Genomic DNA, 26,895 nt, shown 5'->3' with positions numbered 1-26,895 from the left:
CCGGTGATGATCGACTTGGGAGGGCGTCGTGCGGCGTGTCCTGATCCTGCTGGCCCCGATCGCGGCCCTGGCCGCCGGGCTGGCCGCCGGGCTGGCCGTCGCCCGGCGGCGCCTGGTCGTCGTCCGGATCAGCGGGGCGAGCATGTTGCCGACCTACCGCACCGGCGACCGGGTGCTCGTCCGCAGGACGACGGGGGCGGGCGTCGGACGCGGTCAGGTCGTGGTGCTGCAGACGTTGCCGCCCGGTGGCGAGTGGCGCACCGGGCCGCTGCCGGCGCCGGGGGCGGCCATGTGGTTCATCAAGCGGGCGGTGGCCGTGCCGGGCGACCCGGTTCCGCCCGAGGTCGCGGGGCGGGTGGGGGCGGCGCCGGGCGACACGGTCCCGGCCGGACGGCTGGTGGTCCTGGGTGACGGGCCGGTCAGCGAGGACTCGCGGGTGTGGGGTTACGTGCCGTTCGACCGGGTGCTCGGCGTCGTCGTCCGGTCGATGTCGCCCGTCCGCGGGTCCGGTGGGGTGGCCGGTTCGTAGCCCTGGGCCTGGAGGGTGAACAGGCTCGCGTACTCCCCGCCGAGCGCCATCAGCTCCGCGTGCGAGCCCTGCTCCGCGATCCGGCCCTCGGCGAGCACGACGATCGCGTCCGCCTCCCGGACCGCGCCCAGCCGGTGGGAGATCAGCAGGCTGGTGCGTCCGGCGCGGTGGCGGCGCAGGCTCTGGTGGATGGCGTGCTCGGCCTGCGCGTCCAGGCCGGAGCTCGGCTCGTCCAGCACGAGCAGGTCGCGCCCCTTCCGCATCAAGGCGCGGGCCAGCGCCAGGCGCTGCCACTGACCGCCGGACAGCACCACTCCGGCCTGGGGGTCGTCCCGGTCGCCGAAGAAGATCCGGCTCAGCAGCGTGTCGTAGCCGCGCGGCAGCCCGGCGACCGTCTCGTGGACGCCGGCCAGCCGGGCGGCGGCCTCGACCCGCTCCCGGTCGCCGATCGCCGCGACGTCGCCGAGGCCGATGTTCTCGGCCGCGGTCAGGTCGTAGGACATGTAGTCCTGGAAGACCGCGCCGATGCGGCCGCGCAGCTCGGCGGGGTCCGTCTCGCGCAGGTCGACGCCGTCCCAGAGGATGGACCCGCGCACCGGGTCGTACAGCCGGCAGATCAGCTTGACCAGGGTGCTCTTGCCCGCGCCGTTCAGGCCGACGAGGGCGAGCGAGCCGCCGCGGGGGACGAAGAGGTCGACCCCGCGCAGCACCCACGGATGGGCGTCGTCGTACCGGAACCAGACGTCGCGCACCTCGATGCCCTCGCGCAACGCCGGGACGGGCCGCGGCCGCCGCGGCACGGGCAGGTCGGGCGGGTCGGCCACCACGTCGAGGTAGTGCCCGAACATCAGCAGCGCGTTGTGCGCGTCCGCCGACTGGCCGACGATCGACGCCAGCGCCGACTGCACCCCGGCCACGGCCGCGACGAACACGGCGACGTCGCCGACGCTCAGCGCGCCCGACGCGGCGGCGATGATCGCCCAGAGCAGTCCGGCCGCCGCGACGGCCGCCCCCACCAGCGACAACGCGCCCTGAGTACGCAGGGTCCGGCGGGCCAGCCCCTGCTCGGCGGCGTTGACCGCGCGCAGCTCGGCCAGCATCCGGCCGCGCAGCAGGTCGCCGAGGCCGAACAGGCGGATCTCCTTGGCCGCGTCGGGGCTGGTGAGCAGGCCGGCGAAGAAGATCTGCCGCCGGGTCCTGGAGCTGACGCCCCACATCATGCCCGCGCGACGCCTCGACAGGTCGAGCTGGGCGCGGACCGACGGGATCGCGGAGAGCGCCACGACGGCGATCATCCCCGGCGCGAGCACGGCCAGCGCCGCGGTGAACCCGGCGAGGGTGACGGCTCCCTGGGCGATCCCCAGGGTCGAGCGGACGATCCGCTGCGGCGCGTTCTGCCCGGCCTCCTGCGCCAGCCGCATGCGGTCGTGGAAGGCCGGGTTCTCGAACCGGCTCAGCCCCGGATGGGCGTTGACCGCCTGGAACAGCCGGTCCTGGATCAGCACCTGGAGGGCGCGGCGGAGCTGCTCCTGGGCGTACTCCGCGACCGCGGGCAGGGCCGCGCCGGCCAGGCCGGTCACGCCGAGGGCCACGCCCGGCGGCAGCAGCTCGGCGGGCCCCGCCCCGGCGGCCAGGCCGTCCAGGACGAGCTTGGTCAGCCACGCGGCGGCCACCGGGACCAGCCCCATGAGCAGCACCGCGATCCCCGACCCCAGGACGGCGGCCGGATGCGCCCGCCAGGCGAGCGCCACGGCCGCGCGCGCACGCCGTCCCCGGGCGGCGCCGCCGGGCCCGGCGGGAGGGGTCATCGGCGGGTGACCGCCGGCAGCCTGCCCGGGGCGGTGTCGGCCGCCACGACCACCGCGTCACCGTCGACCAGGAAGAAGCTGGGGAACTGCGAGACCTGCAACGCCCTGCTCACCGGGCCGCCCATCGGCTCCACGACGACGGTGGCCGAGGTCAGCTCGCGGGTGAACCGCCGGGCCTCGTCCGGGTCGCCCGTGACGACGGCCAGCACCCGCTCGGGACGCGTGTCGGCGAGGTAGGACGTGAACTCCGGCAGCAGCTCGTGGCAGGACGCGCACTCGGTGGAGAACACCGCCACCACGGAGACCCCCGAGAAGAACGCGCGCGACACGGTCCCGCCGTCGGCGGTCGTCGCGCTGAACTCGCCGATCGTCGTGCCCGGCTGCACCGTCGGGGGACGCGTCGGCCCCAGCTCCGACAGCCGTAGCGTGTGCGCGCGCAGGCGGCGGATCACCGCCAGCGTCAGCACCAGGTTCACCAGGCACAACAGTCCGACGATGACGACGGCGGCGACGAGATAGGGCATGCGGGCTCCTCAGGGGTGACGCGGTTGTGCGGCGAACAGGTCGGCGAGGTCGTCGAAGAAGATCACGATGACGGCGAGGACGCCGCCGGCCAGCACGCTCAGGGCGACGCCCGCCGGATGCGGTGCGGCGTGCCCCGGCACGAGCCCGGCGGCGACCAGCGCGAGCAGCCCGGCGTTGCGGACGAGGTGGCGGCCGCCGAGCGGCGTCCCGGCGGCGCCGAAGCACCGGCACGGCGTCGTGGCGCCCGAGCGCATCGCCCTGACGATCCCGGCGCAGAAACCCACCAGGACGGTGCCGGCCAGCAGCACGCCGGCCCGCACTGTCCCGGGGATCGCCAGCAGCACGACGACGCACCCTTCGGCCAGGACGACGGCGCCGCTCAGCGCCGTGACGGCCCGCGGCCCCAGCGGTACCAGGCCGCGCACGGACCCGCGGAACCCGGCGAACGCGGCCCTGCCGCGCACCTTGCCGGCCACCGCGACCAGGAAGACGACGCCCAGCGCCACCCGGCAGGCCGGCGCGACGTACTGCATGGCTGTCATGGGAGATCGGGAGGAGGCGTCAGCAGTAGTCGAAGCTGCCGCAGCTGACCGTGCCGCTGGAGTCGTGGTAGCAGCAGGTCCGGCAGAACTTGCCCTGGCAGCACCAGTCGGTCCAGCACGCGGCCGAGGCGTTCGCCGAGGGGAGGAGTTTGTCGAGGAGGCGGTCTCCCAGCTGGTTGAGTGCGCGGATCATGGCAGCTCCTTGCGTGGGGATCTTTACGCGATCAACGTCGCCCAGCAAGAGACCGGAGTTAACGGAGAGATCGGCTGATACTGGAGATGGCTTTGAGCAGCAAGTGATCTTGACATTTCCGGACTGATCGTTATCCGCACGTAGGCCGTCGGTGTCGTTCACTGCCCGTTCTGGTGGACCAGGGGGCCCGAGTTCTTGAACGCCGCGCGCGAGGCGTCCTTGAGCCACTTGGCCGCGGCGGCGGCTCTGGTGAGGTTCGTGTGGACGGCGAGGGTGCGGATCACGTACCGGCCGCGCTGCCCGGTCCACGAGGACAGCTGCACGTCCCACCAGTTCGACGTGTAGCAGATTCCGGTCGACCCCGGACCGGTCTGAGGGCACCGGATGCCCCACTCCTGCGCGTAGGCGTCCTTGAGCCTCGCGTACGCGGCGCGGGCCCGGCCCGAGTCCTTCAGCGGGACGACCCAGACGGTCACCATGACGCGTCCCTTCGGGGCGCCGGAGCCGACGTAGACGCCCACGGCCATGTCGTCGCAGCGCGCCTTGCGCAGGGCGGACTTGACCCTGGCGACGGGCCACGGGCTCGGGCAGTCCTCCACCCCGGCCGCCTTACGGCTGAAACGCATCCCCATGGCACTCGTGAAGGACTGCGGGAGCAGGGCGTCGGCGGTGATCGGGGTCGGGTCCGTGCTCTCCTTGTCGAGGTCGGCGGGGGTGAACGGGTCCTCGCGCGGCTTCTCCGACGCCGTCTCCGAAGACGTCTGGGAGGGCGTCTGGGCGGGCGTCTGTGAAGGCGCCGGCGTGTCGGAGGGGCTCGGCTGGAGGGAGGAGGCGGCGGTGGTGGCGGGCCGGTCGCTCAACAGCGCTCCCCGTACCGCGTTCTTGGCCACGGCCCGTACGCCCACCACGGCCAGCACCAGGGCGACCGCTCCAGCGCCGACGGCCAGCCCCACCCTCTTCGCCCGGCCGCCGCCGTCCCCGGGGGGAGGCCGGGGAGGGGCACCCCATCCAGGTGACCCGTACGGCTCCGTCGGGGCGGGAGGCTCGTCGCCGGTCAGGCGGCGGACCAGGGTGGCGGCGTCCGGACGGGCCGCGGGATCCTTGGCCAGACAGGCCGTCAGCGCCGGACGCAGCTCCCCCGGCACGGACGACAGGTCGGGTTCGCGGGTCAGAATGGCGTGCATGATGGCGGGAAGGGCGTCTCCACGGAAGGCCTGCTGCCCGGTGGCCGCGTAGACCATGGTGGACGCCCAGCTGAACAGGTCGGCCGCCGGGGTGACCAGCGCTCCGCCGAACTGCTCCGGCGCCATGTAGACGGGGGTGCCCACCACGCTGTGCGTGGCCGTCAGGGCGGTCACCCTGGCGATCCCGAAGTCGATCACCACGGGCCCTTCGGGACCCATGATCACATTGTGCGGCTTGAAGTCGCGGTGGACGATCCCGGCCCGGTGGATGGCCGCCAGCGCGGTGAGCGTGGCCACCGCGAGCCGCTCCAGCCCGCTGCCCGAACGCGGCCCCTCGGTCCTGACCAGCAGGTCGAGCGACGGCCCCGGGATGTGCTCGCTGACGATGTACGGCCGCCCGCCCACCAGGCCCGTGTCGAGCACCCGCGCGGTACAGAACGCGGCGACCCGGCGGGCCGCCTCGGCCTCGCGCAGGAACCGGCGGCGCGCGTTCTCGTCCGCCGCGGCGTCGGCGTGCAGCACCTTGACCGCGACCTGCGCGCCGGACTGCCCGTGCCCCAGGTAGACCGTTCCCTGACCGCCTCGTCCCAGCACCCCGACCAGGCGATAGGGACCTATTTGAGGTAAGTCTTCCGGCGTGAGCGACTGCACAAGATCTCACCCTAGCGTTCGCCGGCAAGATCTCCTCAAAGTCACACACAGCGGGTCAAGTCACTGCCGAGCACCCCATCGAGAGTTGCGTCGCCACCGGGCTGCCCGGACGGCGTCGGAGCGGCTTCTCGGCGGCGCCGGGGCGCCGCGTGCCGCAGGTCCGGCGGCGCCTGGTGGTGGTCCCCATCCGGCAGGGCGCCGGGCCTCCTTGGGCAGCGGGCCGTTCAGCGCACTGGCACCGTGGCGGCCGGACTTCGCCTTCCGGCCGGCGGCCGGGGAGGTCCCTTCCTGCTCGGCGACGTCGAACCTGGCCAGGTAGGGCGTCGATGAAGTGGTCGCGGACGCCGTCGTTTGCCGCTCTCCATGTCGGCGCGCTCCGGCGTCTGGTCCGGGCTGCCGGTCAGGCCATTCACGTCGAGGGGGAAGGCCTGCCCGTCGGCGGGGAAGACGATGTCGGGCCGGTCGGAGCCGGTGACGTCGTCGCCGAGGTGGGTGGGGATGAAGGCGCGGTCGCGCCAGCGTCCGGCCAGGGCCCCGACGTCGTCCAGGCCCATGAATGGCGTAGCCCAGCGCGATCGGTGTGGTGTGCTGCACCGGCGGGGCCCGTACCAGGTAGTCGCGCCCCCGGCCGGGGCCCTCCCATCGGCCGCCGGCGGGGCCGAACTCGTTCCTCCAGCCCGGCGGGGCCGAGCAGGACGAGTTCACGGTCGCGTTCGCGCAGCAGCCCCTGCTCCCTGAGCAGGAAGATGATGTCGAAGAAGTGGTCGGCGTGGAGGTGCGTGATCAGGCAGAGGTCGATGGCCGTCAGGTCGATCGCGCCACGGCGCATCGCCTTGACCGAGCCGTTGGGTGTGTCGACCAGGAGCGTGCCGTCGATGAGCGCACTCGCGCTCATCCGGTCGGTGAAGATCGATCCGGTGCCGATGAAATGCAACCGCATGCGGTCCTTTCCGTCACGGCGATGCGGGCACGGAGAGGTGCTCTGCGTCAGGTTGCCGGGCGCCCGCCCGGGGCACCCCGCAAGGCGCGGGCGGAGGACCGGCGGGAACGCTCGGCGCCGCCTGGCGGATCGGCCCGCCGGGTGAGCGGCCCTCCGGCCGCTCCCGGCCGCCGCCGGACCGGCGGCGCTCACGATGCAGTCACCAGTCCCGGCGTTTCGCGGACTTTCCGGACGAACTCCCCCACGCGCCCACGACGGTTCGGGCCACCGGTCTGAGCCGCCGGTCTGAACCGTCGGCCGGTCAGGAGGTCTGGAGCCGCCGGCATCCTTGACCACGGACCCACAGGCTGCCTTCGGCCCAGCCGGTGACGCAGCGGTAGACGGCCCGGTCTCTGGAATTGATGACGAAATCAGACAGAGGCCCCCAATGGTCGGTGTCGCAGGCGCGGGCGAAGATGTCCGGCAGTTGCGCGTCCACCTCCTGGCACGTGATGACCTCGCCCGCCCGCGCCACCGGCGCGTTGAGCGAAACCGCGGTGGCGGCCTGGGCTGTGGCGAGCGGAGCCATCGCCACGGCGCCGGCGGCGGCGAGAGCGGCCAGCGCGATCGGGATGCGTCGCATGATCGATTTCCCTTCGGGACGGGAGCGGCGGATGCCGCCCAACCCCAACCCTAAGCATAGAGTGATTAATCAACTACTATCCGTTACGTAAGTAACCAGGGGCCTAACACCCGGCGCCCTGCTGCTCCTACGGTGAGCACCGAAACCGGCCAAAAACTCGTGGACGTCTGTCGAACACCTTGCGACCATCGCACGGTGACAGATGAAGCCGATCGCCAGACGTCATTCCCCACCAGTCCGAAGCAGGTGCGCTTCGTCGAGTTGTCGAGCACCGCGATGTCCGCTCTGCTCGACGGAGATCTGACCACAGCCAGCGATGCGGCCGGGGTCGCCCTGACGGATTACTTCGTGACAGACAGAGCACGATGGCTGTGGCAGATCCGGATCGACCGGATGGCCGCCGACCCTGACCACGCACCGTGGATGGCGCGGCAGGCGGTGACCGGGCCCGAAGGCGTCGTCGTCGGCCATGCGGGCTTTCACGGACCGCCCGACGAGGCGGGCATGGTGGAGATCGGCTACGCGGTCGCTCCAGAGTTCCGTCGCCAGGGGTACGGCCGAGCCATCCTGATCGAGTTGCTGCACCGGGCCGCGGCCGAACCGGCGGTCAAGACCGTACGGGCGACGATCAGCCCCGACAACGCGGCGTCCCTGGCCACGATCGCCGGCTTCGGCTTCGTCAAGGTCGGAGAAGACTGGGACGAAGAGGACGGCCACGGCCTCATCTTCGAAGCCCCCGCCAACCACAGCCACTGTCGGTGATGATGAATCGCTTACAGCCGTTGACCTTCTTGCCCGTGTCGTAGCCGCGGCTGTCACGGCCGACGGTGTCGGCGCCCTTGACGCTGGGGGAGTCGATGATGGCCGCCGTCGGCTCATCGGGGCGACCGTCCTGGCGGCGGGCATTGATGCGCAAGCTCGCGCAGCAGTGTCCCTCGGTGCCACTGGCGGCTTCCCACTGTTGGAAGTACCAGTACACGGTCTTCCAGGGTTGCAGGTCAGTTGGCAGGTACCGCCAGGGCAGCCCGAGCGGACCACGTACAGGATGGCGTTGACGATCTCCTGGCGTGGCTGCCTCTCCGGGCGTCCGCCGCGTTCGGCTTGGGCACTAAGGGCTCGATCAGTTCCCGCTGCGCGTCGTTCAGATCCGAGGGGTGACGGTCCGGGGGCATCGGGCCACCCTGGCAGCGTCAGTGCTGCTCGCCACACCGCCACGCCGAGCCCCACTGGCTTCTCAAACACCCATTTAGTGACGTTGGAGTGCGGGACTCCTTCTGAGAGCCACCGTCGGTGACGCCGAGGCGCACGACCCGTTCGCTCGCCCCGTCAACGTCCGCGGTGGACCCGACCCGATCGGGGATACCGAGCTGCGCGGATCACAGCTGCTACCGCATACAGAATGCGCGCGCGTTCCTGCGGGGGCGTTCCCCGTAGTGCGATGCTAACGACAGCGATAGTTACGGCGGCCATCACCATGACAACTGCGAGCGGCGCGATGACATACACGGCAATGGTCATGACACTCTCCAGCCATTCAGGCCGCCTCGTCTTCGGGCGACTTCCCTTGCCGATTCCATACGTCTCGGGATCACGGAGAGAACAACTGCCGGATCAACCGGATCGGATTGACGTACCTACAGGTCAGAGAGGCTGCCGCTGCCAATCCGGCCGGACGCACCGGACCGGCCGGAGCACAGGCGTCCGGCGTTGAGCGGTAACCACACGCCTGGTCCCGGCAGGCGGCTGCTGCTGCTGGAAGACTTGGCACGCCTGGAGGCTCGCGCACTCACACCCGAACGAACCCGGGCACAAGCCATCGCCGAGGCCAACCGACGGCGCGTCAACCTCGGACTGTCCTCACTCAGTACCAGTACAGTGAGCGACTGGTTCAATCACGGCAACCCGGCTAGAGACTTCACCGCCCCATGGGCTTTGATCGAAGTCCTGCTGGAGTGGGCGGATCCCCGCGCCCACCCGGGCCAACCGGGTCAAGCAGCTGTCATTGACGTGTATCGACGGCGATGGAAGCTGCTGTGGGAAGATGCCCGGGATGAGCGGCGACCGCCCGGCCCTGCGCCAAGGGCAGTAAACGTCCACCCCGGGCAGAAGAAGGCGGCGGCCGACGGTGACCCCCGGAATCTGAAAGACGTACTCCTCTCCACCCACATCGACCTTTTCCTTGATGTTTCTGACATCATTTCCGACCCGCTTGCGGAAGTACCCCGGAGCGAGAATCGTCTCGGCTGGCGATTGTTTCCGCCAAGGCCGATGTTGAGATGCGAGATGACCTGGCCGATCCGCCACTACAAGCACCGCGTCGGCTACCTGGCATTCCACAGTGACGACAATCCCAGCAGCTGGAGCGTGGCGGTGCCCGAATGGCGCTGGGAAGGCTGGACGGAGGGCTACGACGGCTTCGTCGAGCAAGAGCTCGATGAAGATACCTTGTACGCGCGCCGCTACGCTCACGTGCGATACCTCAGAACCCCGCCGGCTGAGCGTGCCGGCACAGCAGCAGCGTGGGCTGACCCCACGCGTGCTCTGGTGGCCCTCGCCAGGCGGCACTACTGCCCGCGCGCCGCGCTGACCGCCCTCTTTCGCCTGGTCGACGCGGGACTCGCCGCGCGGGAGGCAAGCGTGGCCGTGCACATCGTCCCGGCCGTAGGCGAGAACCTGGTACAGCGGGCATGCGAAGTGCGCAGCGAAACGGGCCGACCGATTCTGGATCAGGTGGACGATTTCCTGCCCATTGGGGAGTCCGGCTGGGAACCGGGAGGGGAAGAGCCATGGTGAGGAAGGCGGATGCGCCGCGACAACGGCGACTCGATCCTTCTCTCGGTGGCTAACGGCAAGGAGCCGGCGCCAGATCGCGGCCGAGGCAGAGGCTCAGCACGAGGGGCGGACATCTTGCTGTAGGCGACCGGCATCAGACACCGTGCACGTGAGGCTCCCCGCAATCAGCGTGCATTGAGGTGATCTCAGCGATTACCGCAGGTAGTCCGGGGTGCCCAGCAGATTCCGGACAGTCGGCTACATAAGCCGACAGAAGTCTGGAAGAGGTTGGTACGTGACGAGGCGTCGCAGGCGGTTCTCGCCGGACGCTGGAGGGCGATCGGACGTGGGCAGCGAGGTGAACCGGCATCGGATCGCGAGCGCGCAGGAGGAACGGCAGGCGCTCTCCGGGCCGGAGCGGGCGCGGATCCGGGAGTTGGAGCGGGAGAACGCCGAGCTGCCCGAGAAGCTGGTCTTCTTGAAAAAGCGGCCGCCTTCTTCGCGTCCGAGACTCGATGACGCTCGCCAAGTACGAGCTCATCGCGCAACGCCGGACGCTGCCGGCCGCGTCGGTTGCCGAGATCTTCGCCGACTCGCACGAGATCCCTCGAAGTGCTCAACGAGTCCCTTTCCATCCCGATGGCCGCATGGGCTACGCCCACAAGGCAGGCGTGGAGGGGACTGTCGCCCAAGGCGTCAAGGGCTTTGGCCTGCGGCGGTCGCCGTGTCAGTAGCAGCGCATGTCCGTCCAGGTGTCGTCGTACATGCCGTCCAGGTTGATGATCACTGAGTTTGTGGCGGAGGTGTCATCCACGGGGGTGCCGGGCTCGTCGAACAGCGTGAAGGCCACCACCTCGTAGTCGCCGAGGTCTCCGTCGGGGTCTTCGATCTTTGCCTGGCGGTAGTGGTTCAGCACTTCTTGGACGGGCCGTTCGGTGGAGAGCTCGAAGCGGATGGTGTACCAGCAGTCGCCGGAGTCGCCGCTCACCTCTACTTGCGGGTCGAAGTACCCGAAGTCTGTTCCGGATGGCAGCGGATACTCCTGGATGCGGTCCACCATGCGCGCCAGCCGGTGGTCATTGATCCACACCGGCGCCATGACGATCGCCGCGAGCAGCAGGAGCGGCACTAATAGCAAGGCCAGGCAGCCGCTTCGGCGAGCCACTCGCGAATGTCTGGACTTCTGCGGTGGTGCGGGGGCGGGCGGGTCCCGGGGGATCGACATGGATCACATGATCGCGTACCCGTTCCCCCTCGCGTGAAGTCACCGCCCTGCTCGGGGGAGGGACTCAGGGATCCAAGACACTCTCTGACATGCCCTTGCTTGCCCGGCGTGCACTTCCTGACACAGGAAACGCCCCGTGATCACAAACGTGACCAGGGGGCTGTTTCTGTTTGGCCTACTTCGCCAACGGTGTCCCATCACAGGGAAGCGGGGTTCTCGGACGTCAGGGGCTACTTCGCCAGTTGGCGGGCGATGACCAGGCGCTGGATCTGGTTGGTGCCCTCGAAGATCTGCATGATCTCCGACCCTCTATGCGATCACCTGCGGAACCAGTTCGATCACGCTGCTGAGCAGCGCCTACGTCTGCGGACGTCTCGCATCACTTCTCGCTGGTTCCGGTGCTCCCATGGAACAGCGGCGGAACAAAGGAGGGCACCGAGGCGGTCTGCACAGATGCTTGGTGAGCTCGTGCTTGCAAGCGGGAGCCAGTCACGACATAGAGGCTTCCTCTCCCTGCTCAAGCGGCAGTTGGAGACTGGTGGCATCGGGGTGAGGCGGCGTTGCTGTATCCGGGTGCTGTATAGCACCACGCAGTAACGCCAGCGCCGTCTGACGATTCGCCAGCCGAACGCCACCGCCTCAACCGCAGGGTTCGGCCTCTCGTCGCTTCGAGCTATCGCAGACCTGCTGCCACGTCGATGTGCCGAACGACGAGCTGGAGATCCCGCGAGTAGGAATGAGACTCCGGAGCAGTGGGCGCATGTCAGTCTGTGCCGTGAGTGCTTTTCATCCCGCTTCGCGGAGCTGAAGGACGAGGATCGCTTTGACGAGCTGACCTGCGAGAAGTGGGCAGCAGCGGAGTTTGCGCAGAATACGCCAGGTCTTCAGCTGTGCATTGGCCCGTTCGCCCGGTGCGCGGAGCTTGGCGTGGGCGGCGTTGGCGGCCTTCTGGGAGGCGGGCTTGTTGCGGCCCTTGTAGGGCACGCGTACGTGCTCGCCAGCACCGACGTAGCCCTTGTCGGCGAGGGTGACCAGGTCGGCGGCCTTGAGGCGGCGCAGGATGCCCCAGATCCGGGCGGCTTTGAGGTCGTGGACGGAGCCAGGCAGGGAGCCGGAGGTCCACAAGGGGGTGCCGTCGGGGGTGGCCAGGATTTGGATGTTCATGCCGTGCTTCTTGTGTTTGCCGGAGTAGTAGGGCCAGTCGGCGGCCACGCGGTCGGTGGGGATGAGGGTGCCGTCCAGGACCAGGTAGGGGTAGCCGGCGCGCTTGGCGGCGCGTAATACCTGCTGCAGGCGGGGCGAGCGGCGGGCGAGCAGGGTGATGGCCTCGCGGATGTAGCGCCAGGCGGTTGCGATGCCGACGCCGAAGCCGGCGGCGGCCTCTGCCAGGGTCTCGCCTTTGCGCAGGTGGACGAGGACGAGCAGGGCTTGTTGCCGGGGTTGAGGCGGCGCCAGGGCGAGCGGACCGTCTTGCGGTGCCGGCGCAGGATGCCGGACAGGTAGGACAGGGTCTGAGGTGACAACGGCAGCGCGGCGCGGTAGAACAGCAACTCGGAGCCTCTGGTCTAACGGTTGATCTTGGTCGACAACCCTTCTACCAGGGGCTCTTCTACTTGTCGATCAGGCTCCGTCGTGTAGCACGCCCGCGACCTGCGGCTTCAGGATGGAAAACACTCATTGAAGCTTGAAGAACTCCAATCTTCCCAGTTCAGAGGGTACCTCGCCTCATTTCATCATCTCCCTGCCAGATTTCGATCGGTGGATCGAGGCTCAGTTTGTCACTCAACAAACCGCAAGAGAGGGCGGACTCGGCGAGAGGGGTCCGTGCGCCTGGCGGTGGACAGGGCGAGGGGGACGAGGATCCGCAACGTCCTCGCAATTGCTCGTGCCCAGGATGGTCGACGATGCCGCGGATCTGAGGCGCTCAGGCGAGGAGCTCCCGCATATCCGGGTAAGGAAGGCTGTCGAATAGTACTGGAGCACGTCTGGAAAGATTCTTTTATCACATTCGCTACGATCTTTACAAGCCTTGTCTCGTTGGACCGATGACGACTATCCTCGATCTCTCCGGAGATTTAATCAAACCGGGGGGTTGATCTGTAAATCATGGATTTATCTGAATGTCGAGCAGAGTCACTCCAGAAAGGATTTCAACTCACAAATGAAAAGAATCGCTCTTTTGGTCATCACTTCTCTTGTGTCAATCGTTGCGCTATTCAGTCCGATCGCCGCTGCGGCGGATGTGGCTGAGACCGTCCTGGTTGGTACCCAGAACGTCAATCCAGACAACAGATAACTGGTAACGGCGCCACTGCCCGACTGGGCGGCCGCGGCGGTCAGGCGACACGTCTCGGTCTACCGCTCCCTGGTCTGCTCCCTGCCCTGGGAGAAGCTGGACGGCAAGCCGCGTACCCACAACCTGCTCTTCCGCTGGACGGACGACCGCCACGTCAGGTCCCGGACCTACAGCGAGATCGTATGGAAGCCCGCACTCGTCCAAGCGGGAGTGATCCCACCCCCAGGCAAGGACTCCCGTCAGCGCAGGCGCTACACCACCTCCCGCAAGGAGGGCCTGCACCAGCTCCGCCACTACTACGCGAGCGTCATGCTTGCGGGCGGCGTCTCGGTCAGGGACCTCGCCGAATACCTCGGCCACGCCGACCCCGGATTCACACCCTCCGCGTCTATGCCCACCTGATGCCCGGCTCCCACGACCGAGCCCGCAAGGCCATCGACGACCGCCTGTTCCGTCCACGCGAGATCTCTCACGGAACAGGCACGGAACAGTGATCATCTAGACGCCCGACCCCCACACAAAGAACCCCGCCTCCCACCACAGGGAAGCGGGGTTTCCGCATGTCAGGCTCTACTTGGCCAAGTGCCGGCTGATGACGAGGCGCTGGATCTGGTTCGTCCCCTCGAAGATTTGCATGATTTTGGCTTCGCGCATGTAGCGCTCCACCCGGAACTCCCTGGTGTAGCCGTAGCCGCCGAACACCTGGACCGCGTCCGTCGTGACCTTCATCGCGGTGTCCGTGGCGACCAGTTTGGCCACGCTGGCCTGCCGGCTGTAGTCGAGGCCGGCGTCGCGGCGGCGGGCGGCGTCCAGGTACGTCGCCCGCGCGCTGTCCACCCCCGCCGCCATGTCGGCCAGCAGGAAGCCGAGGCCCTGGTGGTCGATGATGCGCTTGCCGAAGGTCTGCCGCTCCTTGGCGTAGGCGACGGCCTCGTCTAGGGCCGCCTGGGCCAGGCCGACGGCGCAGGCCGCGATGCCGAGCCGGCCGGAGTCGAGGGCGCTGAAGGCGATCTGCAGGCCCTGGCCCTCCTCGCCGATCAGCCGGTCGCCGTCGATGACGGCGCCGTCCCAGTGGGCGCTGGTGGTCGGCACGGCGTGCAGGCCCATCTTCTCCTCGGGGCGGCCGAACGTCAGCCCTTCGGCCGCGCCGGGCGCGAGGAAGCAGGAGATGCGCTCGCCGGTGCGGGCGAACAGGGCGTAGAAGTCGGCGATGCCGCCATGGGTGATCCAGGCCTTGTTGCCGGTGATGCGGTAGTCGCCGCTCTCGGTGCGCTCGGCCCGGCAGGTGAGCGCGCCCGCGTCCGAGCCCGCCTGCGGCTCCGACAGGCTGTAGCCGCCGACGATCCGTCCGGCCAGCATGTCGGGCAGCCAGCGTTCGCGCTGCTCGGGGGTGCCGTACGCGGCCACGGGGAAGCAGGCCAGCGTGTGCACGCTCGTCGCCACCGCGACCGCCGCCCAGCGGGCCGCCAGCTCCTCGATCACCTGGAGGTACACCTCGTACGGCTGCCCGCCCCCGCCGAACTCCTCGGGGTAGGGCAGCCCGAGCAGTCCGGCCGCGCCGAGGGTGGCGAACAGCCCCTCCGGGTACGTCTCCGCGCGCTCGTGCTCGTCGACCCGGCGCGCGAGCTCCTTGTCGGCGATGTCGCGGGTCAGCTCGATCAGGTCTTTGGCGTCCTGGTCGGGGAGCAGGCGGTCAACGGTCACGACGACTCCTTGGGTGCGGCTTCGGCGAGGCGGGCCAGGGCGGCCGCGGCCCGCTCACGGAACTCGGCGACGCGGGCGAGCTTGATGTCCTCGTACCCGCGGATCGACTCGGGAAGGCCGGCGATCTCGGCGACGGCGTCGATCGTGCCGGGGGTCAGCCGGGCGAGGGCGGCACGCATGAGATCACGATATTCGGTGATCAGTTCCCTTTCGACCCGGCGGACCTCGGCCTGGCCGAACACGTCGAGGGCGGTCCCGCGCAGCACGCGTGCGGCCCGCAGGCCGCGGAACAGCACCGGCGCGGAGCGGCGCAGCCGGATCTTGCGCTTCATGCCCATCGCGCGCAGCAGCGGCGGGTGCAGCAGCACGGACACGACCGCGTCGGCGCCGTACTCGCGCTCGCGCCTGGCCTGCTCCTCGGGGTCGAGGTGCAGCCGGGCGACCTCGTACTCGTCCTTGTAGGCCATGAGCTTGTGCAGGGAGCGGGCGTAGGCGAGCCCGACGCGCGCGCCGGCCTCCTCCCCCGCGCGCCTGGCCGCCTCGGCGACCACGCGCCTGACGTCGGTCTCGTACGTACGGGCGTAGGTCTGGTTCTGGTAGCCGGTCAGGTCCGCCACCCGCAGGGCCAGCGTCTCCTCCAGGCCGGGCGCGGGCCGCTCGGCGGGCTCGGCGAGCGCGGCCCGGCGTACCGCCTCACGGTCGGCGACGGCGGCCCGGCCCCAGCGGAAGGCCGCGAGGTTCTTCTCGACGGCGGCCTTGTTGAGCCTGATCGCCGCCTCGATCGAAGCGGCCGAGACGGGCAGGCAGCCGTGCTGGTACGCCGCGCCGACCAGCAGCATGTTGGCCGGCATGTGGTCGCCGAACAGCGCCTCGGACAGCTCGTGGGCGTCGAGGTACAGGTTGTCCGCGCCCTCCGTGGCGGACTCCAGCCTGACCACCGCGTCGGCCGAGGAGCCGGGCACGGTCGCCCGTCCGGTGACCATGGCGGCGGTGGGCACGATGGAGGTGTTCACCACGGCGACCGTCCGGCCGGGCGCGGCGACGGCGAGGTTGGCGTCGGCGGCGACCCCGAGCAGGTCGAACCCGATCAGCACGTCGGCCGTGCCGCGCGAGGCGCGCACCGAGCCGTCCACCGGCCGCTTGGCGATGCGCACGTCGCTGACGACCGGGCCGCCCTTCTGCGCGAGGCCGGTCTGCTCGATGCCGGCGGCGTGCAGGCCGTCGAGGTGGGCGGCCATCTGCAGGATCTGCGAGACCGTGACGACGCCGGTGCCGCCGATGCCGGGCATCCGGATCAGCGTCTCGGCGTCGCCGTCGAGCCTGACGACCGGCTCCGGCAGCCGCACGGGCAGCGGCGGCAGCTCGCGCGGCGCCCTGGTGCCGGGCTCGACCAGCAGGAACGACGGGCAGTCGCCCTTGAGGCAGCTCAGGTCGGAGTTGCACGACGGCTGGTGGATGCGCGTCTTGCGGCCGTACTCGGTCTCGACGGGCTGGACGGACAGGCACGTCGAGACGTCGCCGCAGTCGCCGCAGCCCTCGCAGACGCGCTCGTTGACCACGACCTTCGCCGTCGGGGTGGGCAGCTTGCCGCGCTTGCGCAACCGCCGCTCCTCGGCCGCGCACTTGTCGTCGTGCAGCAGGACGGTCACGCCATCCAGGGCGGCCAGCTCGCGCTCGACGTCGGCGAGGTCGTCGCGGTGCCGCACGGAGGCGATCGGTGCCAGCCGCACCCCGCGGTACGTCTCCGGCTCCGGCGTGGTGATGACGATCCTGCGCACGCCCTCCTCGGCCAGCGAGCGCGTGAGCGCGGGCACGTCGAGCCGCCCTTCGGCGCGCTGGCCGCCGGTCATGGCGACGGCGTCGTTGTAGAGCAGTTTGTACGTCATCGTCACCCCGGCCGCCACCGCGGCCCGCACGGCCAGGGAGCCGGAGTGGTGGAAGGTGCCGTCGCCGAGGTTCTGCACGAAGTGCCGGTCCCGGGTGAACGGCGCGAGCCCGATCCACTGGGCGCCCTCGCCGCCCATCTGGGTGATGCCGATCTGGGTGCCGCGGCCGTGCCCGTCGAGGGCGATCATGGCGTGGCAGCCGATGCCGACGCCGACCAGCGTGTCGTCGGACGTGCGGGTGGAGGAGTTGTGCGGGCAGCCCGAGCAGAAGTACGGCGTGCGCGCGGCGACCATCGGCAGCAGGCGGCGCGCGGCGGACGCGGGGCGGGACAGGTGCACCGTCCCGCGCGGGAGCCGGTCGGGGCCGAGGCAGGTGGCCAGCGCCTTGGCGACGTCCTCGGCGCCGAGGGTGCCGCGGGCGGTCAGCAGGTCCCGGCCCGACACGACGGGGGCGCGTTCGCCGCCGTAGAGGGCCTGCTTGAGCTGCCCTTCCAGGAACGGCACCTTGTCCTCGACCACCAGCACCCGGTCGAGGTCGGAGGTCATGGCGGCCAGGTCGGCCTCGGCCAGCGGGAAGGGCATGCCCAGCCGGATCAGGCGCAGCCCGAGGTCCTCGGTGGCGCTCTCGTCCAGGCCGAGGTCGGCCAGGGCGCGCAGGACCACGGCGTACGTGGTGCCGGAGGCCAGGATGCCGAGCGTGGCGCGGGGGGCGTCGCGCATGACGCGGTTGAGCCCGTGCCTGCGGCCGTAGTCGCGGGCCAGCTCCAGCCTGCGGGTGAGCAGGTCGTACTCGGCGTCCAGGGCGGAGGGGCCGACCAGGATCGGTGACTTGCCGCGGTCGGCGTGGTCAGGGGTGGGGATGTCGTACGGCGCGCCCAGCTCGACGGTGGCCGAGGCGTCGGCGATGTCGGCGACGATCTTCAGGCCCGTCCACAGGCCGGTGGCGCGGGACAGGGCGACCGCGTGCAGGCCGAACTCGATGATCTCGGCGACCGAGCCGGGCGCGAGCAGCGGCATCGACAGGCTCTGGCACATCGGCTCGCACGAGCTGGGCACGGTGGAGGACTTGCAGCCGGGGTCGTCGCCGATCCAGGCCACCGCGCCGCCCAGCGCGGCGGTGCCGGCCATGTTGCCGTGCCTGATGGCGTCGGCGGCGCGGTCGAGGCCGGGGTTCTTGCCGTACCAGAAGGCGGTGACGCCGTCGTGGCTGCGGCCGGGGACCTGGCCGAGAAGCTGCGTGCCGGCCACGGCCGTCGCGGCCAGCTCCTCGTTGAGTCCGGGCTGGAAGACGACGCCGGCCTCGTCCAGGAAGCGGGCCGCGCGGCCCATCTCCAGGTCCAGGCCGCCCAGCGGGGAGCCCTGGTAGCCGGAGACGAAGGCCCTGGTGTTCAGGCCGCGGTCCCGGTCCAGGCGCCGCTGTTCGAGGGTCAGCCGGACGAGGGCCTGGATGCCGGAGATCAGCACCCGGCCGTCCGGCGCGGCGTACTTGTCGTCGAGCGACACGGTCGCGCTGTTCACGCTCACGCGAACCTCCTGGCGGGCAATGCGTATGTGGGGTTTCCCAGCACAGCAACGGAGAGCTACTGTGCGCAAGTATCAGACGTGAAACCACAACGAAGACGCAAATAATGTGAGCTGGGCGATTCTGGCGCAGAAGAACTTTGCGTCACCAAGGAGGATTCTCACATGCCGGACATCGACGACATCGACCATCAGGTGCTCCGGCTGCTGCGCGAGGACGGCCGCCGCACCTTCTCCGAGATGGCCGAGCAGGTCGGGCTGTCGGTGGCGGCGGTCAAGCGGCGGGTCGACCGGCTCAGGGAGATCGGGGTGATCACCGGGTTCACCGTGCAGATCGACTACGCCAAGCTCGGCTGGGGCATCGAGGCGTTCACCGAGCTGCGGTACCCGGGGACCACGCCGGTGGGCGAGATCGTCCGCACGGCGACGGACGTGCCCGAGGTGCAGGCCGTCTTCACCATCGCCGGCGACCCCGACGCCCTCATCCACGTACGGGTGCGCGACCTCGGGCACCTCCAGCAGGTCATCGACCGGCTACGCCGGGCCGGCAACGTCACCGGCACCAAATCCCTGCTGGTCCTGGGCTCCTGGACGCGCGACGCCCTCACCTGACGACCCGGCCGTCCGCTCGCGGCGCGCGTCGCCGGAGGGTCGGTTCACCCAGGCGTACTCCAGCTCGGGCAGCTCGAACCCCTGCTGGAAACGGCACATCCGCTCGTCGGTGCGGCGTGCGCCGTGCCGTTCGTAGAAGCCGATGGCCCGGGTGTTCGCCCTGAGCACCTCCAGGTAGACCTCCCGGCCGGGATGCTCGTCCGCCGCCCAGGCCAGTCCGTGCCGCAGCAGGCGCGATCCGGCGCCCGAGCCCGTGCTCCCCGGCCGCACGTGCAGGTTGTCGAGCAGGATCCGGCCGTCCGGGGACGGCAGCAGGTAGGCGAAGCCGAGCAGCTTCCCCTCGTCGTCGTGGCCGACGAACAGGCCCGTCCCCCGGACGGGCGGGTCCAGCCGCTCCCGCCAGAGCGCGAGCCGGTCGTCGCCCAGGGGGCCGTTCAGGAAACCGTCGGGCATGATGCCCGCGTAGGCCGTGCGCCAGCTCTCCACATGCAACGCCACGATCGGGGAAATGTCGTCAATTGTCCCGTTCCTTATCAGCATGGCGGAGAGCATTCCATACCGGGACGGGCCTCACCCCACCCGGCAGGAGACCGCGGGCCAGGTCCGGTCGCCGTTGTGCTGGACGGTGAACCCGAAGGTGTTGCCGTTGCCGTTCGGCCGCATCGTCATGACGTTGCCGGTGCCGTCCCAGGTCGGGGTGCCGTTCCAGGTGGCGATGATCTTCTGCGGGCTGCGCACGGCGACGGTGGCGATCCAGGAGTTCGTGCCGGAGACCGCGACCGACAGGTTGAAGCGGTCGGCCCACTGCCGGCCCGCGGAGACCGTCGCCGTGCAGGCGCCGCCGCCGGGCGGCGGGGACGAGGGCGGCGCGGACGGGCCGCTCCCGTCGGGCGCGACGGCCCGGCCGGTCGCCGGCGAGATCATGCCCGCGCACATGTTGCGGGCACGCAGGTTCGCGGCGATCTGCGGGATCGCGGCGATGGTCGTCGCGTAGTTGTCGTGCATCAGGATGACCTGGCCGTTCTGTAACCGGCCGGCGGCCTGGACGATCTGGGCGGTGCTCGCGCCGTTCCAGTCCTGGGAGTCGACGTCCCAGATGATCTCGGTGAGGCCGAGTTGCTGCTCGACCGACCGGAGGGTGGCGCCGGTCTCCCCGTACGGCGGCCGGAACAGCCTCGGCGCGGCGCCGGTGGCCTGCTGGATCGCCTGCTGGGTGCGTTGCAGCTCGGACTGGATCTGGGCGGCGCTCAGCTGCGTCAGGTGCGGGTGGGTCCAGCTGTGGTTGCCGATCCACATGCCCGCGTTCTGCTGGGCGCGGACCAGGGCCTGGTTGTTCTGCGCGTTCTGGCCGACGTTGAACATCGTGGCCCGCAGGCCGTTGGAGGTCAGCGCGTTGAGCAGGGTGGAGGTGGTGGCGGGGTCGGGGCCGTCGTCGTAGGTGAGGCCGACGTAGCCGCCACCGCAGTCGGCGGCGTTCGAGGGGGTGGTGGCCCAGGTCAGCGCGAGGCCCGCGGCGAACGTGCACGCGGCGCCGAGGATGAGCAACTTCCTGATCATGGTCTGCCTCCAAGGCGTGCGGCGGGTACGGGAAGCTCGATCGCGAGTGTGATGACCATGCCGAAATATGTCAATCCATCACAGAAACTTTCGCCACCGCCTGGAGGACAACACCAGGACGAGCTGCGGCGAACGGGAGAGAAAGTTTCGGCGCGCGGAAAGCTTCATGGCCCATACGTAGATTTCCCGATGTTTTGCCCGCCGGATGTCCCTACTGTCGGGCCCATCCGAAGCCTTCCGAGCAAGGTGGGTTCATGCGCGCGCTGACCGTCCTCCTGTCCGGACTCCTGCTGGCCACCACCCTCCAACCGCCCGCCGTCGCCGCCGTCGCCGGGAAGGACGCCGCCGGGACGAAGCCGGGCCCCGTCGTGCCCGACGTCGTCTACCAGCGGGCCGACTTCGCCACCGGCACCGGCGAGGGCACGTCCGCCGCCGACGGGCTGTCGTTCGCCTCGGCCGCCGGCACCACCTCCTACACCGACGCCCTGGGCACCAGGACGTGGGAGTACGCCCGCTGGACCGGCCCCGAGCGCACGGTCGGCTTCCCCGCCACCCAGCTGATCGCCTCCTGGACGGCCGACGTGCCCCAGGGAAGCTGGCTGCAGGTCGAGGCCAGGGCCAGGAACACCGCCGGGCTGAGCAAGTGGTACGTCCTCGGCCGCTGGTCCTACGCGGAGGGCGACATCCTGCGCACCTCCGTGGCCGGCCAGGGCGACGCCGACGGGTCCGTCGCCGTGGACACGCTGGTGGCGGCGTCCGGGCGGCAGCTGTCGGCGTACCAGCTCCGCCTGACTCTCTACCGCAGTCCGGGCTCGGCCGTGACGCCCCGGGTGCGCACGTTCGGCGCGATGGCCTCGAACGTGCCCGACCGCAAGACCGTCCCGGTCAGCCCCGGCGGCGGGGCGTGGGGCGTCGAGCTGAACGTCCCGCGCCGCTCCCAGAACGTGCACGCGGGCCACTACCCCGAGTGGGACGGCGGCGGCGAGGCGTGGTGCAGCCCGACCTCGACCACGATGGTGCTCGGCTACTGGGACAAGTGGCCGAGCGCGCAGGACACCTCCTGGGTGGACCCGTCCGACCCGAACCCCGAGGTGGACCACGCGGCCCGCTACACCTACGACCACGCCTACCAGGGCGCCGGCAACTGGCCGTTCAACACCGCCTACGCCGGCCGCTACGGCCTGGACGGCTTCGTCACCCGCCTGCGCACCCTGACCGAGCTGGAGCGGCTGATCAAGGCGGGCATCCCGGTGATCACCTCACAGTCGTTCAAGAAGGGCGAGCTGCCCGGCGCCGGTTACGGCACCGACGGCCACCTCATGGTGATCGTCGGCTTCACCGCGTCGGGCGACGTGATCGCCAACGACCCGGCCTCGTCCAGCAACGACGCCGTCCGCCACGTCTATCCGCGCGCCGACTTCGAGAACGTGTGGCTGCGCGGTTCGAGCAGCGGCGGCGTCGCCTACGTCATCCGCCCGCCCGGCCACGCCCTGCCCGCCACGACGCCGGGCCTGCCCGCCAACTGGTGATCAGTCCAGCACCGGGTAGTTGGCGCGGAACACGCCCTGCGGGTCGCGCGACCGCTTGATCTCGCGCAGCCGGGCGAGCGCCGGCTCGGGGAACGCCTGAGCCGCCCGCTCGCCCGGCGACAGGAACGTGTACGGCTTGCGGCCGCTCACCCGGTCGCCCAGGGCGGCGACGACCGCGTCCTGCTTGGCCCGTACGGCCTGGCCGAGCTCGGGGCTGATCCCGGCCCCGAGCAGGTAGAGCAGGTACGGCTCGGCCAGCGCTCCCCCGGCGCCGCCGCCCGGCCGGGTCAGCGCCCCGCCCAGGTGCCTGACCTGCATGGCGACCAGCGGCCCGACCGGCTCGGCCAGCAGGATCTCCACGGCGCCGGCGTCCAGCCCGGTCAGCAGCTCGGTGCGGGCCACCGCGGGCGCCGGGTCGGTCGGCTCGGCGGTGATCGCGCCGAGGTCGGCCGTGGCCATGGCGGACCGGGTGTCGCTCAGCACGCCGTCGATCTTGGCGAGCCGGTCCAGCAGACTCTCGGCCTCGGCCGCCTCGCCCAGGTAGGCCAGGTCCACGGTCACCATCGGAGGCGCCTTGGGGAACTGGACCCGGTTCACCCACAACGACAGCTCGGGCGGCGCGTCGGCGGTCAGCTCGCGGAAGGCCGCGAACACCTCGGCCTCCTTTGCGCCGGGCCACATGAGACGGCCGCCGTACAGGGCGCGCTCGGCGTACAGGTCGAACTCGACGGCGGTGACCAGCGCGAAGTCGCCGCCGCCGCCGCGCAGCGCCCAGAACAGGTCGGGGTCGCTCTCCCCGGTCACCCGCGCGGGCCGGCCCTCGGCGTCCACGACGTCGAAGGCGCGCACGCTGTCGGCCGCCCAGCCGTACCTGCGGCCGAACCAGCTCAGGCCGCCGCCGAGGGTGTAGCCGGTGACGGTGACGGCCGGATTGCTGCCGGCCAGCCCGGTCAGGCCGTGCCTGCCCGCCTCGGCCTGCACCGCGCCCCAGGTCACGCCTGCCCCCGCGCGGGCGCGCCGCGCGGCCGGGTGGATCTCCAGCTCGTCCAGCCGGTCGGTGCGCAGCAGGATCACGCCGTCGGCGGTGCCGCTCGCGCCGTGGCCGCGCGGCTGGGCGGAGACGGTCAGCCCCTCCTCGCGGGCATGGCGGACCAGGGCGGCCACGTCGGCGGCGTCGGCCGCCTCGACCACGGCGGCCACCGGCTGGGCCACGGTCAGGTTCCACGCCCTGGCCGCCGCCTCGAATCCCTCGTCGCCGGGCAGCCACACGCGTCCCTCGACCGCGGTGCGCAGCTTGTCGTACGTCATCGTCCACTCCTTCATGAAGACTCACCTCCTTGACGACGCGGGCTTGGGAAAGGTGACCGACCGCCGGAAAGATCGCCCCGGGGACATGCCGACGGGCCCCGGCGCGCTCGTGTGCCGGGGCCCCTCACCATGTCCTGACGGGCTTAGGATGCCGCCATGGTCGCCCCCCGTCGTCGCCCAGCAGCCTGTATGACGACCCGGCGCGACGAAAGGTGACCGATGAACGCGCAAGCCGACCTGGCCGGCCACTTCGACCTGACCAGGAGCCACCTGCGGGCGGTGGCGCACCGCATGCTCGGCTCGGCCGACGAGGCCGACGACGCCGTCCAGGAGACCTGGCTGCGGGCCGCCCGCGCCAGCACGGACGGAGTCGCGAACGTGCCCGGCTGGCTGACCACGATCGTCGGCCGGGTCTGCCTCGACATGCTGCGCGCCCGTGGACGCAGGGACGAGCAGCTCGTCGAGGGCGAGCGGCTCGACCAGGTGAGCGTCCATGACGGCGATCCGGCCGACGCGGCGGTGCTGGCCGACTCGGTCGGGCTGGCCCTGCTGGTGGTCCTCGACACGCTGAGCCCGGCCGAGCGGGTCGCGTTCGTGCTGCACGACCTGTTCGCGATGCCGTTCGGGGAGATCGCGCAGATCGTGGCGCGCTCCCCCGCCACGGCCAAGAAGCTGGCCAGCCGGGCGCGGCAGCGGGTGCACGGCACGCCCGTCCTGCCCGCCGCCGACCACGCCAGGCAGCGCAGGCTCGTGGCCGCCTTCCTCGCCGCGGCCCGCGCCGGCGACCTGGACGCCCTGCTGGCGGTCCTCGACCCCGACGTGCTGCACCGGTCGGACGTGCCGGGGTCGGGCGGCGAGCGGCGCGGCGCCCGTCCGGTGGCCCAGGGCACGCTCACCGACTCCGGCCGCGCGCGCTTCGCCGACCTCCTGCTCATCGACGGCAGGCCGGGCATCGGCGTGCTGCGCGGCGGCCGGCTGTTCCTGGTGCTGCGCGTCACGACGGACGGCGAGCGCATCACGGAGATGGACATCGTCTCCGACCCGGCCCGCCTGGCCGCCCTCGACCTCGCCCTCGACCCCGCCCTCGACCCCGGGCCCGGCCCCGCCCCGGACGGCGGCGTGCCGGCGCCCTGACCGGTCAGGCCAGCCGCGGCACGAGCCGCAGCGCGTTGCCCGCGTACACCTGCTCCAGGACGTCGTCGGGCAGGTCGAGCCCGGAGATCGTCCACCGGCCCATCAGCGGCGGGTCGTCGAGGGAGTGCGCGAACGCCTCGTCGTCGGTCTCCATGAACCGGAAGTGGATCCGGTAGACGTCCGGGTGCGGCGGGATCTCGTCGGTGCCGAACAGCACCCGGCCGGGGTGGCGGAGCATGAGCGCCCGCGTGGCGCGCGGCTGGCGTCCCAGCTCGGCGACGCGCGCCGCGATGTCGATGTGGAAGTTCGGGTACGCGTCCAGCATCCGGCCGGCGAACCCCAGGTTCTCCGGCCAGCACCCGGCGTGCACCCCGATCACGGTCGTGGCCGGATGCCGGGCCACCATCGACTCCATGGCCTCCATGAGCCGCTCGAACGGCGGGAACCCCGGCCCGGAGAAGTTCCAGTCGGGCCGGGCGGCCAGCAGTTCGAGGCGTTCGTTGCGCTCGTCCACGGGCTGGAAGAAGGCGACCGGGTCGGCGGTGTGCAGGGCGATGGGCACGCCCGCCTCCCCGACGGCGGCCCACAGCGGGTCCAGCCGGGGGTCGTCGAGCATGACCAGCTCGCCCCGGTGGTCGCGCACCCGCAGCCCGACGTCCTTCCACACCTTCAGCCCGGCCGCGCCCTCGGCGACCGAGCGGCGCAGCTGGGCGGCCAGCCGCTCGCCGAAGCCGGGCGTCGCGGTCTCGGACCAGTCGACGTGGCAGAACGTGGCGAACCGGCCCGGATGGGCGGCGTCGTAGCGTTCGAGGTTCTCAGCCAGCTCCCGGCCCCAGCGGCCGTCGAGGTTGACCATGCCGCGCAGGTTGAGCTCGTCCATCATGCCGATCAGGGCGGGGACGTCCTCGACCATCCAGCCGCCGTCCTCGGACAGCCAGCGGCCGAGGTGGATGTGGGCGTCCACGACGGGCAGCCGGGCCCGGTCGACCTCGTGCACGGCCACCCGGAGCTGCGACACCGGACGGTAGCGGGACAGCGGCAGGCCGGCGTCGGACGACAGGGTCACTTCCTGATGCCTTCGGGCAGCAGGTCGCCGTGGGCCTCGATGAGGGCGTCCACCAGCTCGCGGACCTTGCGGACCGGCAGGGTGGCGGCGGTGTTGGGGTCGAGCAGCGCGGCCTGGTAGACGTGGTCGCGCCGCCCTTCCAGGGCCGCCTTGACGGTCAGCTCGCCGACGCTGAGGAAGGCCCGGTTGAGTGCGGCGACCTGGGCGGGCAGCTCGCCGACGGGCAGCGGCCGCACGCCGGACCGGTCGACGTGGCAGGGCACCTCGACGGTGGCCTCCGGCGGCAGGTTGGAGATCAGGCCGCCGTTGCGCACGTTGCCGTGGATCAGCCTGCGGGTGCCGGTCTCCATCGAGTGGATGGCCAGCGAGGCCAGCTCGTCGCCGCGTTCGATCGGCACGCCCCGGCCGGCCTCCAGCGAGCTCTTGTACTGCTCGTACTCCTCGTAGCCCTCGGCCAGCCACTCCAGGTAGACGTTGATCGGGATGCGGTACCGCTCGACCTCCTCGGCGTGCGGCAGGAACCACGGCAGGTACTCCGAGCCGTGCTCGGAGGACTCGGTCGGGAAGTAGCCGAAGTTGCGGTAGACCTCCACGCGCACCCGCCGCCGCAGCTCGGGGTCCCGGTCGATCAGCTCGTCGAGCCGCCGGTAGAGGTTCTCGCCGTCGCGCTCGAAGCGCAGCACGAACGCCTGGTGGTTGACGCCCGCGGTGAGGAAGGAGATCTCCTCCTCCGGCACGCCGACCATGGCGGCCAGCGTGCTCTGCGTGTCGCGGGCGGCGTGGCAGACGCCCACGACGTTCTTGAACGGAGTGCCGGCGTAGACCGACCAGGGGATCATCGACATCGGGTTGGTGTAGCTGAACAGCACCGAGTCGGGGGCGAGCTCGGCCAGGTCGTCGCCGATGCCGACCATGACGGGGATCGTGCGCAGGGCGCGGAAGATGCCGCCGATGCCCAGGGTGTCGCCGATCGTCTGGCGCACGCCGTACGCGGCGGGGATCTCCAGGTCGCGCCTGACCGCCTCCAGGCCGCCCACCGCGATCTCGTTGATCACGTAGTCGGCGCCCTCGACGGCGGGCCGGCGGTCGGCGTACGCCTCGATCCGGGCGCCGATGCCCAGCTCGGCGACCATCCAGCGGGCCATCGCCGCGGCGGTGTCGAGCCGGGCCTGGTCGATGTCGTGGAGCACGATCGTGGACTCCGACAATTCCGGAAATGTCAGGATGTCCGAGAGGAGGTTCTTGGCGAACGTGATGCTGCCGGCGCCCACCAGGACGATGCGGGCCATGG

The 26,895-nt window shown here is 70.9% G+C and carries 24 protein-coding genes and 2 pseudogenes; 8 read left to right on the top strand and 18 right to left on the bottom strand.

The window, feature by feature from the left end; all coding sequences use genetic code 11:
- Positions 1 to 28 precede the first annotated feature (28 nt).
- Positions 29 to 529 carry a S26 family signal peptidase gene (locus tag AB0C33_RS26220; protein WP_358292286.1) on the top strand — a complete coding sequence of 167 codons (501 nt, stop codon included), beginning with the start codon at positions 29 to 31 and terminating at the stop codon, positions 527 to 529.
- On the opposite strand, the gene AB0C33_RS26215 is transcribed toward AB0C33_RS26220, so the two are convergent.
- The 7 genes from AB0C33_RS26215 to AB0C33_RS26185 all read right to left on the bottom strand — a co-directional run bounded on the left by AB0C33_RS26215 (position 445) and on the right by AB0C33_RS26185 (position 6,994).
- Positions 445 to 2,337: an ABC transporter ATP-binding protein gene (locus AB0C33_RS26215; RefSeq protein ID WP_358292284.1), complete on the bottom strand. Its 1,893-nt coding sequence runs from the start codon at positions 2,335 to 2,337 to the stop codon at positions 445 to 447. The two genes, AB0C33_RS26220 and AB0C33_RS26215, sit on opposite strands and share 85 nt — an antisense overlap.
- Positions 2,334 to 2,861 carry a TlpA disulfide reductase family protein gene (locus AB0C33_RS26210; protein WP_358292282.1) on the bottom strand — a complete coding sequence of 176 codons (528 nt, stop codon included), beginning with the start codon at positions 2,859 to 2,861 and terminating at the stop codon, positions 2,334 to 2,336. The genes AB0C33_RS26215 and AB0C33_RS26210 overlap by 4 nt, the downstream gene beginning before the upstream one ends.
- Before the next feature lie 9 nt (positions 2,862 to 2,870).
- Positions 2,871 to 3,395, bottom strand: coding sequence for a MauE/DoxX family redox-associated membrane protein (locus tag AB0C33_RS26205; RefSeq protein WP_358292280.1), 525 nt, complete (start codon positions 3,393 to 3,395; stop codon positions 2,871 to 2,873).
- 28 nt (positions 3,396 to 3,423) lie between these two features.
- Positions 3,424 to 3,597, bottom strand: a complete 174-nt coding sequence (locus AB0C33_RS26200) for a hypothetical protein (RefSeq protein WP_352318817.1) — start codon at positions 3,595 to 3,597, stop codon at positions 3,424 to 3,426.
- 158 nt (positions 3,598 to 3,755) lie between these two features.
- On the bottom strand, positions 3,756 to 5,432 hold the full coding sequence (locus AB0C33_RS26195) for a protein kinase (protein ID WP_358292277.1): 1,677 nt from the start codon (positions 5,430 to 5,432) through the stop codon (positions 3,756 to 3,758).
- A gap of 409 nt (positions 5,433 to 5,841) precedes the next feature.
- Positions 5,842 to 6,372 carry a hypothetical protein gene (locus AB0C33_RS26190; RefSeq protein ID WP_358292275.1) on the bottom strand — a complete coding sequence of 177 codons (531 nt, stop codon included), beginning with the start codon at positions 6,370 to 6,372 and terminating at the stop codon, positions 5,842 to 5,844.
- A 301-nt stretch (positions 6,373 to 6,673) separates the two neighbouring features.
- Positions 6,674 to 6,994 carry a hypothetical protein gene (locus tag AB0C33_RS26185; RefSeq protein ID WP_358292272.1) on the bottom strand — a complete coding sequence of 107 codons (321 nt, stop codon included), beginning with the start codon at positions 6,992 to 6,994 and terminating at the stop codon, positions 6,674 to 6,676.
- Positions 6,995 to 7,126: 132 nt separating this feature from the next.
- Between AB0C33_RS26185 and AB0C33_RS26180 the strand changes: the two genes are divergently transcribed.
- Positions 7,127 to 7,756: a GNAT family protein gene (locus AB0C33_RS26180; RefSeq protein ID WP_358292269.1), complete on the top strand. Its 630-nt coding sequence runs from the start codon at positions 7,127 to 7,129 to the stop codon at positions 7,754 to 7,756.
- Here the strand turns inward: AB0C33_RS26180 and AB0C33_RS26175 are convergent.
- Entirely contained in the window at positions 7,716 to 7,973 is a 258-nt protein-coding gene (locus AB0C33_RS26175; protein ID WP_358292266.1) for a hypothetical protein, read from the bottom strand. The two genes, AB0C33_RS26180 and AB0C33_RS26175, sit on opposite strands and share 41 nt — an antisense overlap.
- Before the next feature lie 896 nt (positions 7,974 to 8,869).
- Here AB0C33_RS26175 and AB0C33_RS26170 point away from each other — a divergent pair.
- Entirely contained in the window at positions 8,870 to 9,787 is a 918-nt protein-coding gene (locus AB0C33_RS26170) for a hypothetical protein (RefSeq protein ID WP_358292263.1), read from the top strand.
- Positions 9,788 to 10,281: 494 nt separating this feature from the next.
- The gene (locus tag AB0C33_RS26165; RefSeq protein WP_358292260.1) at positions 10,282 to 10,500 is read left to right on the top strand and encodes a hypothetical protein; all 219 of its coding nucleotides are present in this window, start codon (positions 10,282 to 10,284) and stop codon (positions 10,498 to 10,500) included.
- Here the strand turns inward: AB0C33_RS26165 and AB0C33_RS26160 are convergent.
- From AB0C33_RS26160 to AB0C33_RS26150, 3 genes and pseudogenes are all read right to left on the bottom strand, one after another.
- The gene (locus AB0C33_RS26160) at positions 10,494 to 10,991 is read right to left on the bottom strand and encodes a hypothetical protein (protein WP_358292257.1); all 498 of its coding nucleotides are present in this window, start codon (positions 10,989 to 10,991) and stop codon (positions 10,494 to 10,496) included. The genes AB0C33_RS26165 and AB0C33_RS26160 overlap by 7 nt on opposite strands.
- 230 nt (positions 10,992 to 11,221) lie before the next feature.
- A pseudogene (locus AB0C33_RS26155) lies at positions 11,222 to 11,296 on the bottom strand (hypothetical protein); the annotation flags it as partial.
- A gap of 481 nt (positions 11,297 to 11,777) precedes the next feature.
- Positions 11,778 to 12,541 (bottom strand): annotated as a pseudogene (locus tag AB0C33_RS26150) (transposase family protein).
- A gap of 956 nt (positions 12,542 to 13,497) precedes the next feature.
- On the opposite strand from AB0C33_RS26150, the gene AB0C33_RS26145 reads away from it, so the two are divergent.
- Positions 13,498 to 13,689 (top strand): tyrosine-type recombinase/integrase, encoded by a 192-nt coding sequence (locus AB0C33_RS26145; protein WP_358292254.1) that lies wholly within the window; start codon positions 13,498 to 13,500, stop codon positions 13,687 to 13,689.
- Between the two features lie 168 nt (positions 13,690 to 13,857).
- Here the strand turns inward: AB0C33_RS26145 and AB0C33_RS26140 are convergent, their stop codons facing one another.
- Both AB0C33_RS26140 and AB0C33_RS26135 read right to left on the bottom strand, forming a co-directional pair.
- A complete protein-coding gene (locus AB0C33_RS26140) occupies positions 13,858 to 14,991 on the bottom strand; it encodes an acyl-CoA dehydrogenase family protein (protein ID WP_358292252.1) in 1,134 nt (377 codons plus the stop codon).
- Positions 14,988 to 18,422, bottom strand: a complete 3,435-nt coding sequence (locus AB0C33_RS26135) for an indolepyruvate ferredoxin oxidoreductase family protein (protein WP_358292777.1) — start codon at positions 18,420 to 18,422, stop codon at positions 14,988 to 14,990. Before AB0C33_RS26135 ends, AB0C33_RS26140 begins: the two co-directional genes overlap by 4 nt.
- 141 nt (positions 18,423 to 18,563) lie before the next feature.
- Here AB0C33_RS26135 and AB0C33_RS26130 point away from each other — a divergent pair, with 141 nt between their 5' ends.
- Positions 18,564 to 19,010, top strand: coding sequence for an Lrp/AsnC family transcriptional regulator (locus AB0C33_RS26130; protein WP_357979480.1), 447 nt, complete (start codon positions 18,564 to 18,566; stop codon positions 19,008 to 19,010).
- Here AB0C33_RS26130 and AB0C33_RS26125 read toward each other — a convergent pair.
- Positions 18,933 to 19,508 (bottom strand): GNAT family N-acetyltransferase, encoded by a 576-nt coding sequence (locus tag AB0C33_RS26125; protein ID WP_358292250.1) that lies wholly within the window; start codon positions 19,506 to 19,508, stop codon positions 18,933 to 18,935. The two genes, AB0C33_RS26130 and AB0C33_RS26125, sit on opposite strands and share 78 nt — an antisense overlap.
- A 72-nt stretch (positions 19,509 to 19,580) precedes the next feature.
- The gene (locus AB0C33_RS26120) at positions 19,581 to 20,567 is read right to left on the bottom strand and encodes a polysaccharide deacetylase family protein (protein WP_358292247.1); all 987 of its coding nucleotides are present in this window, start codon (positions 20,565 to 20,567) and stop codon (positions 19,581 to 19,583) included.
- Positions 20,568 to 20,821: 254 nt separating this feature from the next.
- Between AB0C33_RS26120 and AB0C33_RS26115 the strand changes: the two genes are divergently transcribed.
- Positions 20,822 to 22,096: a C39 family peptidase gene (locus AB0C33_RS26115; RefSeq protein ID WP_358292245.1), complete on the top strand. Its 1,275-nt coding sequence runs from the start codon at positions 20,822 to 20,824 to the stop codon at positions 22,094 to 22,096.
- On the opposite strand, the gene AB0C33_RS26110 is transcribed toward AB0C33_RS26115, so the two are convergent.
- Positions 22,097 to 23,404 (bottom strand): FAD-binding protein, encoded by a 1,308-nt coding sequence (locus tag AB0C33_RS26110; RefSeq protein WP_358292243.1) that lies wholly within the window; start codon positions 23,402 to 23,404, stop codon positions 22,097 to 22,099.
- Between the two features lie 219 nt (positions 23,405 to 23,623).
- On the opposite strand from AB0C33_RS26110, the gene AB0C33_RS26105 reads away from it, so the two are divergent.
- Positions 23,624 to 24,538 carry a sigma-70 family RNA polymerase sigma factor gene (locus AB0C33_RS26105; RefSeq protein ID WP_358292240.1) on the top strand — a complete coding sequence of 305 codons (915 nt, stop codon included), beginning with the start codon at positions 23,624 to 23,626 and terminating at the stop codon, positions 24,536 to 24,538.
- A 4-nt stretch (positions 24,539 to 24,542) separates the two neighbouring features.
- Here AB0C33_RS26105 and AB0C33_RS26100 read toward each other — a convergent pair whose 3' ends face one another.
- Complete coding sequence (locus AB0C33_RS26100; RefSeq protein ID WP_358292238.1) at positions 24,543 to 25,604, bottom strand: amidohydrolase family protein; 1,062 nt, start codon at positions 25,602 to 25,604, stop codon at positions 24,543 to 24,545.
- Entirely contained in the window at positions 25,601 to 26,893 is a 1,293-nt protein-coding gene (gene melA / locus AB0C33_RS26095) for an alpha-galactosidase (RefSeq protein WP_358292236.1), read from the bottom strand. The genes AB0C33_RS26100 and melA overlap by 4 nt, the downstream gene beginning before the upstream one ends.
- Positions 26,894 to 26,895: the final 2 nt, after the last annotated feature.

The sequence above is a fragment of the Nonomuraea sp. NPDC048881 genome, from assembly GCF_040649795.1.
Classification (GTDB): Bacteria; Actinomycetota; Actinomycetes; order Streptosporangiales; family Streptosporangiaceae; genus Nonomuraea.
Note: the sequence above shows the minus strand (reverse complement) of the source record. Positions and strands in the feature narration are given on the sequence as shown.

Excerpts from the sequence above, each read along its gene's own strand:
- AB0C33_RS26185 (WP_358292272.1), bottom strand. The coding sequence starts at position 6,994 with ATGCGACGCATCCCGATCGCGCTGGCCGCTCTCGCCGCCGCCGGCGCC.
- AB0C33_RS26210 (WP_358292282.1), bottom strand. The coding sequence starts at position 2,861 with ATGCCCTATCTCGTCGCCGCCGTCGTCATCGTCGGACTGTTGTGCCTG.
- AB0C33_RS26215 (WP_358292284.1), bottom strand. The coding sequence starts at position 2,337 with ATGACCCCTCCCGCCGGGCCCGGCGGCGCCGCCCGGGGACGGCGTGCG.
- AB0C33_RS26205 (WP_358292280.1), bottom strand. The coding sequence starts at position 3,395 with ATGCAGTACGTCGCGCCGGCCTGCCGGGTGGCGCTGGGCGTCGTCTTC.
- AB0C33_RS26110 (WP_358292243.1), bottom strand. The coding sequence starts at position 23,404 with ATGACGTACGACAAGCTGCGCACCGCGGTCGAGGGACGCGTGTGGCTG.
- AB0C33_RS26105 (WP_358292240.1), top strand. The coding sequence starts at position 23,624 with ATGAACGCGCAAGCCGACCTGGCCGGCCACTTCGACCTGACCAGGAGC.
- AB0C33_RS26165 (WP_358292260.1), top strand. The coding sequence starts at position 10,282 with ATGACGCTCGCCAAGTACGAGCTCATCGCGCAACGCCGGACGCTGCCG.
- AB0C33_RS26200 (WP_352318817.1), bottom strand. The coding sequence starts at position 3,597 with ATGATCCGCGCACTCAACCAGCTGGGAGACCGCCTCCTCGACAAACTC.
- AB0C33_RS26160 (WP_358292257.1), bottom strand. The coding sequence starts at position 10,991 with ATGTCGATCCCCCGGGACCCGCCCGCCCCCGCACCACCGCAGAAGTCC.
- AB0C33_RS26130 (WP_357979480.1), top strand. The coding sequence starts at position 18,564 with ATGCCGGACATCGACGACATCGACCATCAGGTGCTCCGGCTGCTGCGC.
- AB0C33_RS26120 (WP_358292247.1), bottom strand. The coding sequence starts at position 20,567 with ATGATCAGGAAGTTGCTCATCCTCGGCGCCGCGTGCACGTTCGCCGCG.
- AB0C33_RS26115 (WP_358292245.1), top strand. The coding sequence starts at position 20,822 with ATGCGCGCGCTGACCGTCCTCCTGTCCGGACTCCTGCTGGCCACCACC.
- AB0C33_RS26190 (WP_358292275.1), bottom strand. The coding sequence starts at position 6,372 with ATGCGGTTGCATTTCATCGGCACCGGATCGATCTTCACCGACCGGATG.
- melA (WP_358292236.1), bottom strand. The coding sequence starts at position 26,893 with ATGGCCCGCATCGTCCTGGTGGGCGCCGGCAGCATCACGTTCGCCAAG.